This window comes from Phaeobacter sp. B1627 (genome assembly GCF_006265095.1).
GTDB lineage: Bacteria > Pseudomonadota > Alphaproteobacteria > Rhodobacterales > Rhodobacteraceae > Epibacterium.
Window position 1 is genome coordinate 21,932 of record NZ_VCNK01000011.1, and the last position, 13,032, is coordinate 34,963.

Consider the following 13,032-nt stretch of genomic DNA (forward strand, 5'->3'; position numbering starts at 1 on the left):
CATGTCCGACACCACCGACCCGATCCACAAACCCCACGTGACCATCACCTATTGCATCGGCTGCAACTGGCTGTTGCGGGCCGCCTGGATGGGGCAGGAGCTGCTGTCGACATTTCAGGAACAGCTCGCAGGTGTGACCCTGGTGCCGGGGGAGATCGGCGGCACGTTTGAGATCACCGTCGATGACGCGGTGATCTGGGAACGCAAGCGAGACGGTGGCTTTCCGGATGTGAAAGAGCTGAAGACCCGCGTGCGGGATCGTATCAATCCGGACCAGAGCCTCGGGCACCTGGATCGCGAACATTCAGGTGAATAGAGCCAAATGCAGTCTCTAACAAGGCTATTCAGACCCAAAACCATTGCCGTGATCGGCGGCGGCGCCTGGTGTTCTGCGGTGATCGAGCAATGTCGAAAGATGGGGTTTCCAGGTGAAATCTGGCCAGTGCATCCCAAGGCGGCGGAGGTCGCGGGCCTGCCCGCCTTCGCTGACGTGGGGGCGTTGCCCGAGGCCCCTGATGCGAGCTTCATAGGGGTCAATCGTTTTGCCACCGTCGAGATTGTCGCGGCACTCGCGGCGCGCGGCGGGGGCGGCGCCGTGTGTTTCGCCTCCGGTTTTCTGGAAGCCGAAGCCGAAGACGCAGAGGGCGCGGATCTGCAGGAAAACCTTCTGCAGGCGGCGGGTGACATGCCGATCTTGGGTCCGAACTGCTACGGTTTCATCAATTATCTGGACGGCGCGCTTTTGTGGCCCGATCAACATGGTGGCCGGCAGGTGGACAAAGGCGTGGCGATTGTCACCCAAAGCTCCAATATCGCGGTCAATCTGACGATGCAGACCCGGGCGCTGCCGCTGGCCTATGTGGTGACCTGCGGCAATCAGGCGCAAACCGGATTGGCAGCCATCGGCGCGGCCCTGCTGGACGATGACCGGGTCACCGCGCTGGGCCTGCATATCGAAGGCTTTGGTGATCTGCGCGCGTTTGAGGCCCTGGCGGCAAAGGCCCGGCAGCTGGGCAAGCCGATCATCGCGCTCAAGGTCGGCAAGTCGGCGCAGGCGCGCGTTGCAACCGTCTCCCACACGGCCTCGCTGGCGGGCGGGGATGCAGGGGCCGGGGCTCTGCTCTCCCGTCTGGGCATTCCGCGGCTCCATGATTTGTCGGCTTTCCTCGAAACCCTGAAGCTGTTGCATGTGGTGGGGCATCTGCCCTCCACCCGGATCGCGACGATCAGCTGTTCCGGGGGCGAAGCGAGCCTTTCTGCGGATATGGCACATGGGCGCGGGGTGAGCTTTCCGCCGCTGAATGATCGTCAGCGCAGGGACCTGCGCGCGGCGCTGGGGCCGATGGTGGCGCTGGCGAACCCGCTCGACTATCACACCTATATCTGGCGCGACACAGACGCGATGACGCGGGCCTTTTCTGCCATGGTCGATCCGCAGCTGGCCTTGACGATCCTCATCGTTGATTTTCCGCGCGCCGACCGCTGCGATGCGTCGGATTGGGACTGCACGATCCAATCGGCCATTGCGGTGCGGGCGCATACTGGACAGCCGATTGCGATGCTCGCCACCCTGCCGGAATTGCTGCCTGAACCAGTGGCCGAACGCCTGCTGGCGGCGGGCGTGATCCCGATGATGGGTCTGGCCGAAGCCCTTTCCGCGGTCGAGGCCGCAGGCGCCCACCGGGGAGACGCCCCCCCGCCCCCCCTGTTGATGCCGACAAAATCGCAAAAGGATCCTGAGCTGGTGCCGGAGGGAGAGGCCAAGGCCCGGCTCGCCCGGTTCGGCCTCCGGGTGCCGCGTGCCGAGACCGCGCACTCTGTCGTCGCCGCCCGCGCTGTTGCGGCTGACATCGGCTATCCGGTGGTTCTGAAGGGCGACGGTATCGCACATAAAACCGAAGAGGGCGCGGTGCGGCTGAACCTCAGCTCGGGGCAGGAGGTCAGTGACGCGGCTGTGGCCATGCCCACGGATCGATTTCTCGTGGAGGAAATGGTCGCAGGCGCAGTGGCCGAACTGTTGATCGGGGTGGTGAAAGATCCCGCGCATGGCTTCGTGCTGACGCTCGCGGCAGGGGGGACATTGACCGAGATCATGAAAGACGCCACCTCGGTTCTGTTGCCCGCCACCGATGCCATGCTGGATGATGCGCTGAATTCCCTGCGGATCGCGCCGCTCCTGGCGGGGTATCGCGGCGCGCCGCCCGCAGACCGTGCGGCCATTCTGCGCGCCATTCGCGCCGTGGAGTCCTATGTCCTGGCGGAAGCCGAGGGGCTGGAGGAAATCGAGATCAATCCGTTGCTGTGCACGCCGACCGATGCGGTCGCGGCGGATGCATTGATGCGAAGAAAGGACATATCGCTATGACTGACAGCTCTCCGGTGAAGACCCGGCGCGAAGGTGCCGTTTTCGAGGTGACTTTGGACCGACCCAAAGCCAATGCCATCGATTTGAAGACCTCGCGGCTGATGGGGGAGGCGTTCCAGGGTTTCCGGGATGATCCGGAGCTGCGGGTGGCGATTGTCACGGGCGGGGGCGCAAAGTTCTTTTGCCCCGGTTGGGACCTGAAGGCCGCCGCCGGGGGGGATGCCGTCGATGGGGACTATGGCGTCGGCGGTTTCGGCGGCCTGCAGGAACTGCGTGATTTGAACAAGCCGGTGATCGCGGCAGTGAACGGTATTGCCTGTGGCGGAGGTCTCGAGTTGGCGTTGTCGGCAGATATCATCCTCGCCGCTGATCATGCGACATTCGCCCTGCCGGAAATTCGCTCGGGCACGGTTGCGGATGCAGCCTCTGTCAAGTTGCCGAAGCGTATCCCCTATCACATTGCGATGGAGCTTTTGCTCACCGGGCGCTGGTTCGATGCCGAGGAAGCGCACCGCTGGGGGCTGGTGAACGAGGTTGTCGCCGCAGATCAGCTGATGGAGCGGGCCTGGGATCTCGCGCGGTTGCTCGCATCCGGGCCGCCGCTGGTCTATGCCGCGATCAAGGAGATCGTGCGCGACGCGGAAGACGCCAAATTTCAGGACGCCATGAACCGGATTACCGGACGGCAATTGCGCAGCGTCGATATCCTCTATGGCTCTGAGGACAATCTGGAAGGGGCGCGGGCATTTGCCGAGAAACGCGACCCGATCTGGAAGGGCCGCTGAGGGCGCGCGCGGGCGAGGGGGAGCTCCCGCCCGTATCCGGTGCCCTGCCGGGCCCGCAGATTCGGTTGGGCATGGCGCCGCGCTGCCGCGCGGCGCGGCGCTCCCGTGCGGCGCTGTGCTGTCAGGTGAGGCCGTGGGCAGTTTGCAGGCGAAATAGCATCGTCCGGTCGTGAAACACCCTGGCCCGGACTTGCATCCGCAGACCGCTGATCGCATGGTCCGCACCATGACCCAACAGACGCCCCCTACTCTTTTGTGCCTTGGTTTTGGCTATACCGCCCGTGCATTGGCCGGATCTCTTGCCGGTGCGGGATGGCGCATCATCGGAACCACCCGTGATGTTGCGGAGACGCCGCCGGTGGAGGGGGTTGAGTTGCTGAGCTGGCCGGGAGAAGAGATGTCTTTCGACGGCGTCACCCACATCCTCGTGTCGATTGCACCATCCGAGCAGGGCGACCCGGTGCTGAATGCAATGGCCGCGCGGCTTGCCAATCTGTCGACCCTGGCCTGGGTCGGCTACCTGTCGACCACGGCGGTCTACGGCGATCATGGCGGCGGCTGGGTGGATGAGACCACCCCGTTGACGCCCTCCAGCCCCAGAGGCGATTGGCGGGCCCGGGCGGAGGCTGCGTGGCAGGCCATCCCCGGCTTGCCTCTGCATATCTTTCGGCTGGCCGGGATCTACGGCCCCGGACGCGGTCCCTTTGCCAAGTTGATGTCGGGCAAGGCACGCCGCATCGTGAAGCCGGGGCAGGTGTTCTCCCGTATCCATGTGGAGGACATCGCGCAGGTGCTTCTGGCGTCTTTTGACCGGCCCAACCAGGGCGCGGTCTACAATGTTTGTGACGATGAACCCGCCCCGCCGCAGGATGTTCTGGGCTATGCGGCCGAGCTTCTGGGCCTGCCGGTGCCCGCCGAGGTCCCCTTTGACGAGGCCGGTATGAGCCCGATGGCGCGGAGCTTTTATGGTGAAAACAAGAGGGTGCGGAATGACCGCATCAAGGCGGAGCTGGGGGTCAGACTGCTCTACCCGGAATATCGCAGCGGACTGAAGGCGGTGCTGGCGGCGGAGGATATGGACCGATTCGTACCGCCCGAGGCGCCGCCCGGCGTCTGAAAGGGGGCTGACAGGGGGCGGAAAGACAGGAGACCGAGCGGATCATGGGCCGGTTATCCGCGCCGCCGACCCTCATCCCGCCGCTGACCGCCGCCGTGCCGTTGCAGCAGGCGCTCCGCCGCCTCAGGCGCGACGTTCGCCGATCTGGCTGACGCCCAGAACATCCAGAACTCTGGCCTCGATATGCTCGGCATTCATGGCGGCAGTGGCATACATGTCGCTGGGGCTGGCCTGATCGATGAATGTATCGGGCAGGACCATGGAGCGGAACTTCAGGCCTGCATCAAAGACGCCCTCGTCGCTCAGCAGCTGCGCCACATGCGAGCCGAAGCCGCCTACCGCACCCTCTTCGATGCAGATCAGCGCCTCATGGTCAGCGGCGAGCTGCAGGATGAGGTCACGGTCCAGAGGTTTGGCAAACCGCGCATCCGCAATCGTCGGGGTGATCCCGCGCGCTGAAAGCGCCTCGGCGGCTTTCTTTACCTCGCCGAGGCGGGTGCCGAAGGACAGGATCGCCACCCGCGCGCCCTGCTGGATCATGCGGCCCTTGCCGATCTCGAGCACGCTGGCCTCTTCCGGCATCTCGACGCCTTCGCCTTCACCGCGCGGGTAGCGGAACGCGATGGGGCCTGTGTCATGGGCGGCGGCCGTGGCCACCATATGCTTCAGCTCGGCCTCGTCGGCGGCGGCCATCACCACCATGCCGGGTAGGTTCGCCATGAAGGCAATGTCGAAGGATCCGGCATGGGTGGCGCCATCGGCACCGACGAGACCGGCACGGTCAATGGCGAACCGCACCGGCAGGCGCTGAATGGCCACATCATGCACGACCTGATCATAGCCCCGCTGGAGGAAGGTGGAATACATCGCGCAAAACGGCTTCATCCCGCCAGCGGCCAGCGCTGCGGCAAAGGTGACACCGTGCTGTTCGGCAATGCCGACGTCGAAACAGCGCGAGGGGTAGCGCTCTGCCATCAGGTTCAGACCGGTGCCATCGGGCATGGCGGCCGTGACGGCGCAGATTTTCGAATCCTTCGCGGCCAGCGCCACCAGCGTGTCGCCGAAGACCGACGTATAGGAAGGCGCGTTGGAGGGCGCCTTCTTCTGCTCGCCGGTGACCATGTTGAATTTTGCGGTGGCATGACCCTTGTCGCGCGCGACCTCGGCCGGGTGGTAGCCCTTGCCCTTTTTGGTCAGGGCGTGGATCAGGATCGGTCCGGTGGCGCGGGCCTTGACCGTGCGCAGAACCGGCAGCAGCTGGTCCATGTCGTGGCCATCGATGGGGCCGATGTAGGAAAACCCGAGCGATTCAAACAGGGTGCCGCCCATGGCCATGCCCTTCAGCATATCCTTGGCGCGTTTGGCCCCCTCGCGAAAGGGCGCAGGCAACATCGACACGGCGCCTTTGGCCGCGGCCTTCAGGTCATGAAAGGGCGCTTCTGTATAAAGATGGCTGAGATAGGACGACAAGGCGCCCACCGGCGGCGCGATCGACATCTCATTGTCGTTCAGGATCACGATCAGCCGCTTGCCGAGGTGGCCTGCGTTGTTCATCGCCTCAAACGCCATGCCGGCACTCATTGCGCCGTCGCCGATGACCGCAATGGCATCTCCGAGCCCTTCGTCCGTCACACCGCCCAGATCGCGGGCAACGGAAAACCCCAATGCGGCCGAGATCGACGTGGAACTATGGGCGGCGCCGAAAGGATCATAGGGGCTCTCGGACCGTTTGGTGAAACCGCTGAGGCCCCCCTTCATCCGCAGGGTGCGGATCCGGTCACGGCGCCCGGTCAGGATCTTGTGCGGATAGCATTGGTGCGACACGTCCCAGATCAGCTTGTCCTTCGGCGTGTCGAACACGGCATGCAGCGCCACGGTCAGCTCCACCACGCCGAGCCCGGCGCCAAGGTGCCCGCCGGTAGTCGAGACCGCAGAAATGGTTTCCTGCCGCAGTTCATGTGCGATCTGTTCCAGCTGCGCATCACTCATCCGCTTCAGGTCGGCAGGGGTGGCGATCTGGTCGAGGAGCGGCGTCTGAGGCTGGTCCGTCATGATAATCCTGGCTCCTTGCGGCGGCGTGTCAGCTGTCGCGCGAGATAACGAAGCGGGCAGCGTCCTTCAAGGTATCGCTTGCCGCGCCGTAGGGTGCAAGGGCCGCGCAGGCCGCATCTGCAAGCTCCCCGGCCCGCAGGCGCGCCTGATCAAGTCCGAGCAACGAGACAAAGGTGGCCTTGCCCGCCTCCGCGTCCTTGCGCACGGCCTTGCCGACGGTCGCGGCATCGCCCTCGATATCGAGGATGTCATCCGCGATCTGAAACGCCAGACCCAATGCCTGCGCATATTGCCGCAGCGCCGTGGCATCCGCCCCCGCCAGCCGCGCGCCCGCACAGGCTGACCATTCTATCAGACAGCCGGTTTTGCGCGCCTGCAGGGTTGAAATCTCGGTCAGGGTCAGCGGGGCGACCGCACTCTCGGCCGCAATATCGAGCATCTGACCCGACACCATACCGTCCTTGCCCGCCGCCTCGGCGAGGGTCCGGATCAGCGTCACCGCATGGGGGCCGACATCGGGCTGTGCCAAAAGCTCAAAGGCCAATGTCTGCAGACTGTCGCCCGCCAGAACCGCCGTCGCCTCGTCCCATTTGCGGTGCAGGGTCGGTTGACCCCGGCGCAGGTCGTCGTCATCCATGCAGGGCAGATCGTCGTGCACCAGCGAATAGGCGTGGATGCATTCGATCGCCAGCGCGGCCTCCAGCGCGGCGGCCTCCGGCACGTCATGTAGCCGGGCGCTCTCCAGCACCAGAAATCCGCGCAGCATCTTGCCGCCGCGCAAGGCATAGGCCATCGCCTGACAGAGACCGTCGGTTTCCGGCAGGCGCTTGTCCATATGCGCGGAAATCTTCGCCTGCGCCTCTTTCAGCGCGGCAGCAAATCCTGCCGACATCTGCCTCAGCCCGCGTCGAGCGGCTGGGTGCCGGTGGGCTGGCCACCGGAGTCGAGGGTGATCGCAGCGACCTTCTCCTCGGCCCGCTTTAACTCATCCTCGCAGCGTTTTTTCAGCGCCGCCCCGCGTTCATAGAGCGCAATGGAGGCATCCAGTGCCACATCGCCGCGCTCCAATTGGTCAACGACGCGCTCCAGTTCATGCATCGCCTGCTCAAAGCTCATTTCGGTGACGGGGGTATCGGTACTCATGTCGCAGCCTTTATCAATTCTTCCACATGCGCCTGTGCGGCCTCTGCTAGCGCGTTCAGATCATATCCGCCTTCCAAAGTCGAGACGATACGACCCTGACACAGCTCCTCTGCGAGGGTGCAAAGCTCCGCCGTCAGCCAGCGGAAATCCTCGGTTTCCCACCGCAACTGCGCCAGCGGATCGTCCCGATGGGCGTCGAACCCAGCCGACAGGATGATCAGTTCCGGTTTGAATGCCCGCAGGCGCGGAAAGGCCTGCTCGGTATAGATCTCGCGCATTTTCGCGCTGCCGCTTTCGGGGGGCAGGGACAGGTTCATGACGTTCCCGTGGGCGCCATCCTCCTCGGGATGTCCGGTACCCGGCCAGAGCGGCACCTGCTGTGATGTCACCAGAAGCGCCCGTTTTTCATCCCACAGCAGATCCTGCGTACCATTTCCGTGATGCACGTCGAAATCCACCACCGCGACACGGTTCAGCCCATGATGGTCGAGCGCATGTTTGGCCGCCAGCGCCGCATTGCCGAACAGGCAAAACCCCATCGGCGTTTCGGTTTCCGCATGGTGGCCGGGGGGGCGTGTGGCACAGAAGGCATTGCCCACCTCGCCGCTCAGCACCAGATCAACGGCCCGCACTGCGGCGCCTGCGGCCCGAAACGCCGCATCCAGCGATCCCGGCGACATCCAGGTATCCGCATCCAGCTGTATCCGACCCTCCGACGGACGTCGGCGGCGCAGCTCTGCCAGATAGCCGGGCGGATGGACACGCAGCACATCATCCTCGGCGGCCATGGGGGCGGTCACCCGTTTGAGGTCCAGCCCCGCCAATGCGTGCAGTACATGTTCGAGCCGGGCAACCTGTTCCGGATGCCCGGGCGGCGTCTCATGGGTCAGGCAGTCGGCGTGGGTCAAAAGCGCGGTTGTCATGGTGGCCCTCTCTCGGTCCTTGGTCGCAGTCCCTGTTCGCGGGAGAGCCGTCAATCCGGGGCCAGCATATATCCCTCGCCCCGGACGGTCTGCAGATATTGCGGTTGCTTCGGGTTTGATTCGATCTTGCGCCGCAGCCGGGTGATCTGAACATCGACGGCCCGCTCCTGCGCCTGCCCCCTGTCGCGGCCGAGATCCTCGACCAGCTTGGCGCGGCTCACAGGCTCCCCGGGCTGAGCGGAAAAGATCTTCATCAGTTGCACTTCGGTCGAGGTCAGCCGAACCAGATCTTCGCCCTGCCACATCTCGCTGCGTTCGATGTCATAGCGGATCGCACCAAGCTGCAGAAACTTCGGGGTCACCTCCTCGGGGCGGCTCTCCGGCATGCGGCGCAGGATTGCATTGATCCTGAGCAACAGTTCCTTTGGTTCGAAGGGTTTCGACAGATAGTCGTCAGCACCGGCCTCCAGCCCCTTGATCCGGTCGTCGGTCTCACCGCGGGCGGTGAGCAGCAGGATCGGCGTGGTCATGGTCTCGCGCAAGGCGGCAGTCAGCGACAACCCGTCCTCGCCGGGCATCATGACATCCAGCACGATGAGATCGAAATCCAGACCGGACAAGACCCGCCGCGCATGGGCGGCATCGCGGGCGGCCGTGACCAGAAACCCCGCGCGCATCAGAAACTTCTTCAACAGATCCCGGATGCGCTCATCATCATCGACAATCAACAGATGGGCGTCGTTGTGGCTCATTGCGGAGCCTCGCGCAGGTCAGCATAGGCCCGGCGCATATCCGCATCCATCATGGCCTCAAGGACCTTCTTGAACCCCTGGACCGCTTCGGGGCCTGCTTGCTTGTAGGCAGCGCGCATGCGGATGCGCTGGGCATCCGACAGCCGTTGTTCCAGGTCCCGACCGCGATCGGTGAGATAGAGATTGCGCTCTCGCTTGTCGAGCGTGCCAACCCGACTGTCCACCAGCCCGTCTTCGACCAGCGCCCGCAGCACCCGGTTCAGCGATTGCTTGGTCACGCCCAGAATGCTCAGCAGATTGTTGACCGTGGTCCCCGGTGCCCGGTTGATGAAATGCATCGCCCGGTGATGGGCCCTGCCATAGGCCATTTCGCCGAGTATCCTGTCAGGATCGGCAGTAAAGCCCTGATAGGCAAAGAACATTGCCTCGATCCCCTGGCGCAGCTGTTCGTCGGTCAGAAACAGCAGACTTTCGCCGCCATATCCTGATCCGGACCGCCCGTCAGACATGTCGCCTCTCCTTCGTTTTGCAGGGCAGTTTATGTCAGCATTGTTGACATTCCAAGACCCGAGATGTATCGAGTCGCGGGTTTGGCGCAATTATGTGACTGAAGTTGCTGGGTATTGCGCAATTACTGAAAATGACACGGCGCTGAAAAGGAACGCGGAATGGCTGGATATGATGACCGCGACGGTCTGATCTGGATGGACGGGGAATTGGTCAACTGGCGCGATGCCAAGGTCCACATCCTGACGCATGCAATGCACTACGCCTCCTCCGTGTTTGAGGGCGAGCGTGCGTACAACGGCAAGATTTTCAAAAGCCGGGCCCATTCCGAGCGGCTGATTGCCTCGGCACAGGCCCTGGATATGCCGATGCCCTATTCGGTGGAGGACATCGAAAAGGCCAAGGAAGACACCCTGAAGGCCTCCGGATTGCAGGATGCCTACGTGCGTGCAGTGGTCTGGCGCGGCTCGGGCGAGGACATGGGGGTGGCCTCGGCCAAAAACCCGGTGCGCATGGCTGTCGCGGTCTGGGGTTGGGGCGCATATTACGGCGATGCCAAGATGCAGGGGGCGAAGCTTGACATTGCAGAGTTCAAACGCCCTTCGCCGGAAACCATCCCGGTCCACGCCAAGGCCGCCGGTCTCTACATGATCTGCACGATTTCAAAGCACAAGGCCGAATCCAAAGGCTGTTCTGACGCTCTTTTCATGGACTACCGCGGCTACGTGGCAGAGGCGACCGGGGCCAATATCTTCTTTGTGAAGGACGGAGAGGTGCACACGCCGAAGCCCGACTGCTTCCTCAATGGCATTACCCGCCAGACCGTGATCCAGATGCTGAAAGATCGTGATATCACAGTCCACGAACGTCACATCATGCCGGAAGAAATGGGTGGCTTCGAACAGTGCTGGCTGACGGGGACCGCAGCAGAAGTGACCCCGGTCGGCGAGATCGGACCCTACAGGTTTGAAGTCGGCACATTGACGCGCGAAATTGCCGAAGCCTATGAGGCTTTGGTGCGCAGCTGATCCACCCTCTTTGTTAAATTGCAAAAGCGCGAAGCCCAGGCTTCGCGCTTTTTCTCTATATGCACCTGCGGTGCAGTTGGGAGGTGCGGCAGTTTCATCTTTTCCAAAATACCTCGGAGCGCGAGGCAGAGCCTCGCATCGGACCTGCATGACCCGCTAGCCGCCTTTCGGATCGGTGAGCGGCTTCGCCTTTCCCCGCACCAGCCCCAGCCGACTTTCGCGCCAAACGACGATCCCGTTTGCCGCAATCACCAGCGCCGCACCCGCGAGCATGACCAGCGACGGCCATTCGGCAAACCAGACATAGCCGATCACCAAAGCAAACAGCATCGAGACATAGTCATAGGGCGCCAGCAACGAGGCCGGAGCAAAGCGGTAGGAGGAGGTCACCAGGATCTGGGCGATCGCTCCGATAAAGCCGGTGCTGATCAACAGCAGCAGCATTGGCCCGTTCGGGACCACCCATCCAAACGGCAGGGTCAGCAGGGACAGAAAAGATGCGGTGACGGAAAAATAGAAAACGATGGCCGCAGTTTCCTCGCTCTGTACCATTTTACGGATGTGGATCTGCACAAACCCGCGCAACGCCGCAGCCGCGAGGACCAGCATTGCCCCTAAGAAGGCGGTGTCCTGCAGAGCTTCGGACTGTGCAAGTCGCGGCGACAGCATGATCAGGACGCCGATCAGGCCAATGGCCACGGCGCTGATCCGAATGATGCGGATGCGCTCTCCCAACAAGAGCGCGGCCAGAACAAGTGTGAAGATGGGCGTGGCATAGCCCAGTGCAGTGACCTCGGGCAGCGGCAACATCGACAACGCGGCAAAGTTCAGCCCCATGGCCGACGTGCCCACCAGACCGCGCCAGAAATGCAGCATCGGGCTTTTGGTGCGCAGGGCAGTGGCCAGATCACCCCGGAGTGCCAACCAGGCAAAGATCACCGGCAGCACGAAGAAGGACCGGAAGAAAACCGCCTGTCCTGTCGGCACGGTCTGGGTGATTTCCTTGATCAGGCCGGACATGATGGTGAACAACCCGATGGCGATCACCTTGAGCAGAATTGCCAGTGCGGGTCGATGCGATGTTAAGCTGTTTGGCATGTGCGGACCCTGCGCCGAAGCCTTTGAATTGGCAAGCGGGCAGGGTCCTTTTGGTACATTATTATTCCGCCGCCGGGGCAGCTTTCTGCGCGGGGCTCTGCGGGACTTCGGTGGCGCTGTGACGTTCGCCTGCGCGCCATTCGCTCAGGGCCTGCCTCAGGATCTGCAGCGCCGAATTGAGGAATAAACCGGCCATCAGCCCCGCAACGATCAGATCGGGCCAGCCGGTGGAGGTGCCCCAGACGCCGATGGCGGCAATCATCACGGCCACGTTGCCAATGGCGTCATTGCGCGAGCAGAGCCAGACAGAGCGCACATTGGCATCGCCGTCCTTGTAGGCGGCCAGCAGCATCACCGACAGGAGGTTCGCGGCCAGGGCCAGAAACCCGATGCCCCCCATGACCTGGGCTTCGGGCACCCCGAGAACAAAGAGCTGCCAAACCGTCGAGCCAAAGACCCAGCCCCCCATGAGAAGCAGGCTGACACCCTTGCCGATTGCCGCCATTGATCGGGTTCTCAGGCTGGCGCCGATCACCGCAAGCGAAATCCCATAGGTCAGCGCATCGCCGAGGAAATCCAATGCGTCAGCTTTCAACGCCTGGCTGTCGGCGACTTCACCGGCGGTCATCTCTACAATGAACATCACGGCATTGATCGCGATAACCGCCCAGAGGCGACGCTTGTAGTCCTTTGAAACGCCGTCAAATTGCGCATCCTGTCCGCAGCATCCTGCCATCGGCCCTGCTCCTTTTCGCTTGTGTGCATTCCGATTCGGGATCACCCTAATTGCTCTAGCCACTAGAGGTTCAAGGGATATTCCGCATGTTCTCCATCGGCGCATTGTCACGAGCCACCGGGGTCAAGGTGCCCACCATCCGCTACTATGAGGACATAGGCCTGATCACGCCGGCCACTCGCAACGCGGGCAATCAGCGCCGCTATGACCAGTCGGGTCTTGAAAGGCTCGGCTTCATCAAACACGCACGCGACCTCGGGTTCGGCCTGGAAGAGATCGGCGAACTCATGGGGCTCAATGGGGATCTGGGCGAGGATTGCCATGCAGCGGATCAGATCGCCCGGGCGCAGCTGGACCGGGTCCGCGCCCGGATCATGCGTCTGCAGCGGCTGGAGGCCGAGCTGGAGCGGATCACCCATCTGTGTGAAGGCGGGGCGGGCGGCACCTGTCAGGTTCTGACCGCGCTGGGCGATCACAGCCGCTGTTTGGGCGATCACGACTGACAGCGCCTCCGTCAGTTCAGCAC

At 63.2% G+C, this 13,032-nt stretch carries 14 protein-coding genes; 6 read left to right on the forward strand and 8 right to left on the reverse strand.

The features are described from left to right. The first annotated feature begins 1 nt into the window (after nt 1). From FGE21_RS06685 to FGE21_RS06700, 4 genes are all read left to right on the forward strand, one after another. Nucleotides 2-316 carry a SelT/SelW/SelH family protein gene (locus tag FGE21_RS06685; protein WP_139662527.1) on the forward strand — a complete coding sequence of 105 codons (315 nt, stop codon included), beginning with the start codon at nt 2-4 and terminating at the stop codon, nt 314-316. Nucleotides 317-322: 6 nt separating this feature from the next. Then, nucleotides 323-2,365: an acetate--CoA ligase family protein gene (locus FGE21_RS06690; protein ID WP_139662528.1), complete on the forward strand. Its 2,043-nt coding sequence runs from the start codon at nt 323-325 to the stop codon at nt 2,363-2,365. Beyond that, nucleotides 2,362-3,150, forward strand: coding sequence for a carnitinyl-CoA dehydratase (locus FGE21_RS06695; RefSeq protein WP_139662529.1), 789 nt, complete (start codon nt 2,362-2,364; stop codon nt 3,148-3,150). The genes FGE21_RS06690 and FGE21_RS06695 overlap by 4 nt, the downstream gene beginning before the upstream one ends. A 226-nt stretch (nt 3,151-3,376) precedes the next feature. Beyond that, nucleotides 3,377-4,267, forward strand: a complete 891-nt coding sequence (locus FGE21_RS06700) for an SDR family oxidoreductase (RefSeq protein ID WP_255731399.1) — start codon at nt 3,377-3,379, stop codon at nt 4,265-4,267. A 123-nt stretch (nt 4,268-4,390) separates the two neighbouring features. On the opposite strand, the gene dxs is transcribed toward FGE21_RS06700, so the two are convergent. Genes dxs through FGE21_RS06730 form a run of 6 tightly spaced genes read right to left on the reverse strand, consistent with a single transcriptional unit; the run spans nt 4,391 to nt 9,646 of the window. Next, the gene (dxs, locus tag FGE21_RS06705; RefSeq protein WP_139662531.1) at nt 4,391-6,319 is read right to left on the reverse strand and encodes a 1-deoxy-D-xylulose-5-phosphate synthase; all 1,929 of its coding nucleotides are present in this window, start codon (nt 6,317-6,319) and stop codon (nt 4,391-4,393) included. A 28-nt stretch (nt 6,320-6,347) separates the two neighbouring features. Then, nucleotides 6,348-7,211, reverse strand: coding sequence for a polyprenyl synthetase family protein (locus FGE21_RS06710; RefSeq protein ID WP_139662532.1), 864 nt, complete (start codon nt 7,209-7,211; stop codon nt 6,348-6,350). A 5-nt stretch (nt 7,212-7,216) separates the two neighbouring features. Continuing rightward, on the reverse strand, nt 7,217-7,462 hold the full coding sequence (locus tag FGE21_RS06715; RefSeq protein WP_139662533.1) for an exodeoxyribonuclease VII small subunit: 246 nt from the start codon (nt 7,460-7,462) through the stop codon (nt 7,217-7,219). Then, the gene (locus tag FGE21_RS06720) at nt 7,459-8,385 is read right to left on the reverse strand and encodes a histone deacetylase family protein (protein WP_139662534.1); all 927 of its coding nucleotides are present in this window, start codon (nt 8,383-8,385) and stop codon (nt 7,459-7,461) included. Before FGE21_RS06720 ends, FGE21_RS06715 begins: the two co-directional genes overlap by 4 nt. 50 nt (nt 8,386-8,435) lie before the next feature. Beyond that, entirely contained in the window at nt 8,436-9,137 is a 702-nt protein-coding gene (locus tag FGE21_RS06725; RefSeq protein WP_139662535.1) for a response regulator, read from the reverse strand. Continuing rightward, entirely contained in the window at nt 9,134-9,646 is a 513-nt protein-coding gene (locus FGE21_RS06730) for a MarR family winged helix-turn-helix transcriptional regulator (protein WP_139662536.1), read from the reverse strand. Before FGE21_RS06730 ends, FGE21_RS06725 begins: the two co-directional genes overlap by 4 nt. A 159-nt stretch (nt 9,647-9,805) precedes the next feature. Between FGE21_RS06730 and FGE21_RS06735 the strand changes: the two genes are divergently transcribed. Then, on the forward strand, nt 9,806-10,672 hold the full coding sequence (locus FGE21_RS06735; protein ID WP_139662537.1) for a branched-chain amino acid aminotransferase: 867 nt from the start codon (nt 9,806-9,808) through the stop codon (nt 10,670-10,672). 156 nt (nt 10,673-10,828) lie between these two features. Here the strand turns inward: FGE21_RS06735 and FGE21_RS06740 are convergent, their stop codons facing one another. Together FGE21_RS06740 and FGE21_RS06745 are read right to left on the reverse strand one after the other, a co-directional pair. Beyond that, nucleotides 10,829-11,770: a DMT family transporter gene (locus tag FGE21_RS06740; protein ID WP_139662538.1), complete on the reverse strand. Its 942-nt coding sequence runs from the start codon at nt 11,768-11,770 to the stop codon at nt 10,829-10,831. A 61-nt stretch (nt 11,771-11,831) separates the two neighbouring features. After that, the gene (locus FGE21_RS06745) at nt 11,832-12,506 is read right to left on the reverse strand and encodes a cation transporter (RefSeq protein ID WP_139662539.1); all 675 of its coding nucleotides are present in this window, start codon (nt 12,504-12,506) and stop codon (nt 11,832-11,834) included. Between the two features lie 86 nt (nt 12,507-12,592). Between FGE21_RS06745 and FGE21_RS06750 the strand changes: the two genes are divergently transcribed. Further along, on the forward strand, nt 12,593-13,009 hold the full coding sequence (locus FGE21_RS06750; protein WP_139662540.1) for a helix-turn-helix domain-containing protein: 417 nt from the start codon (nt 12,593-12,595) through the stop codon (nt 13,007-13,009). The last annotated feature ends 23 nt before the right edge of the window (nt 13,010-13,032 follow it).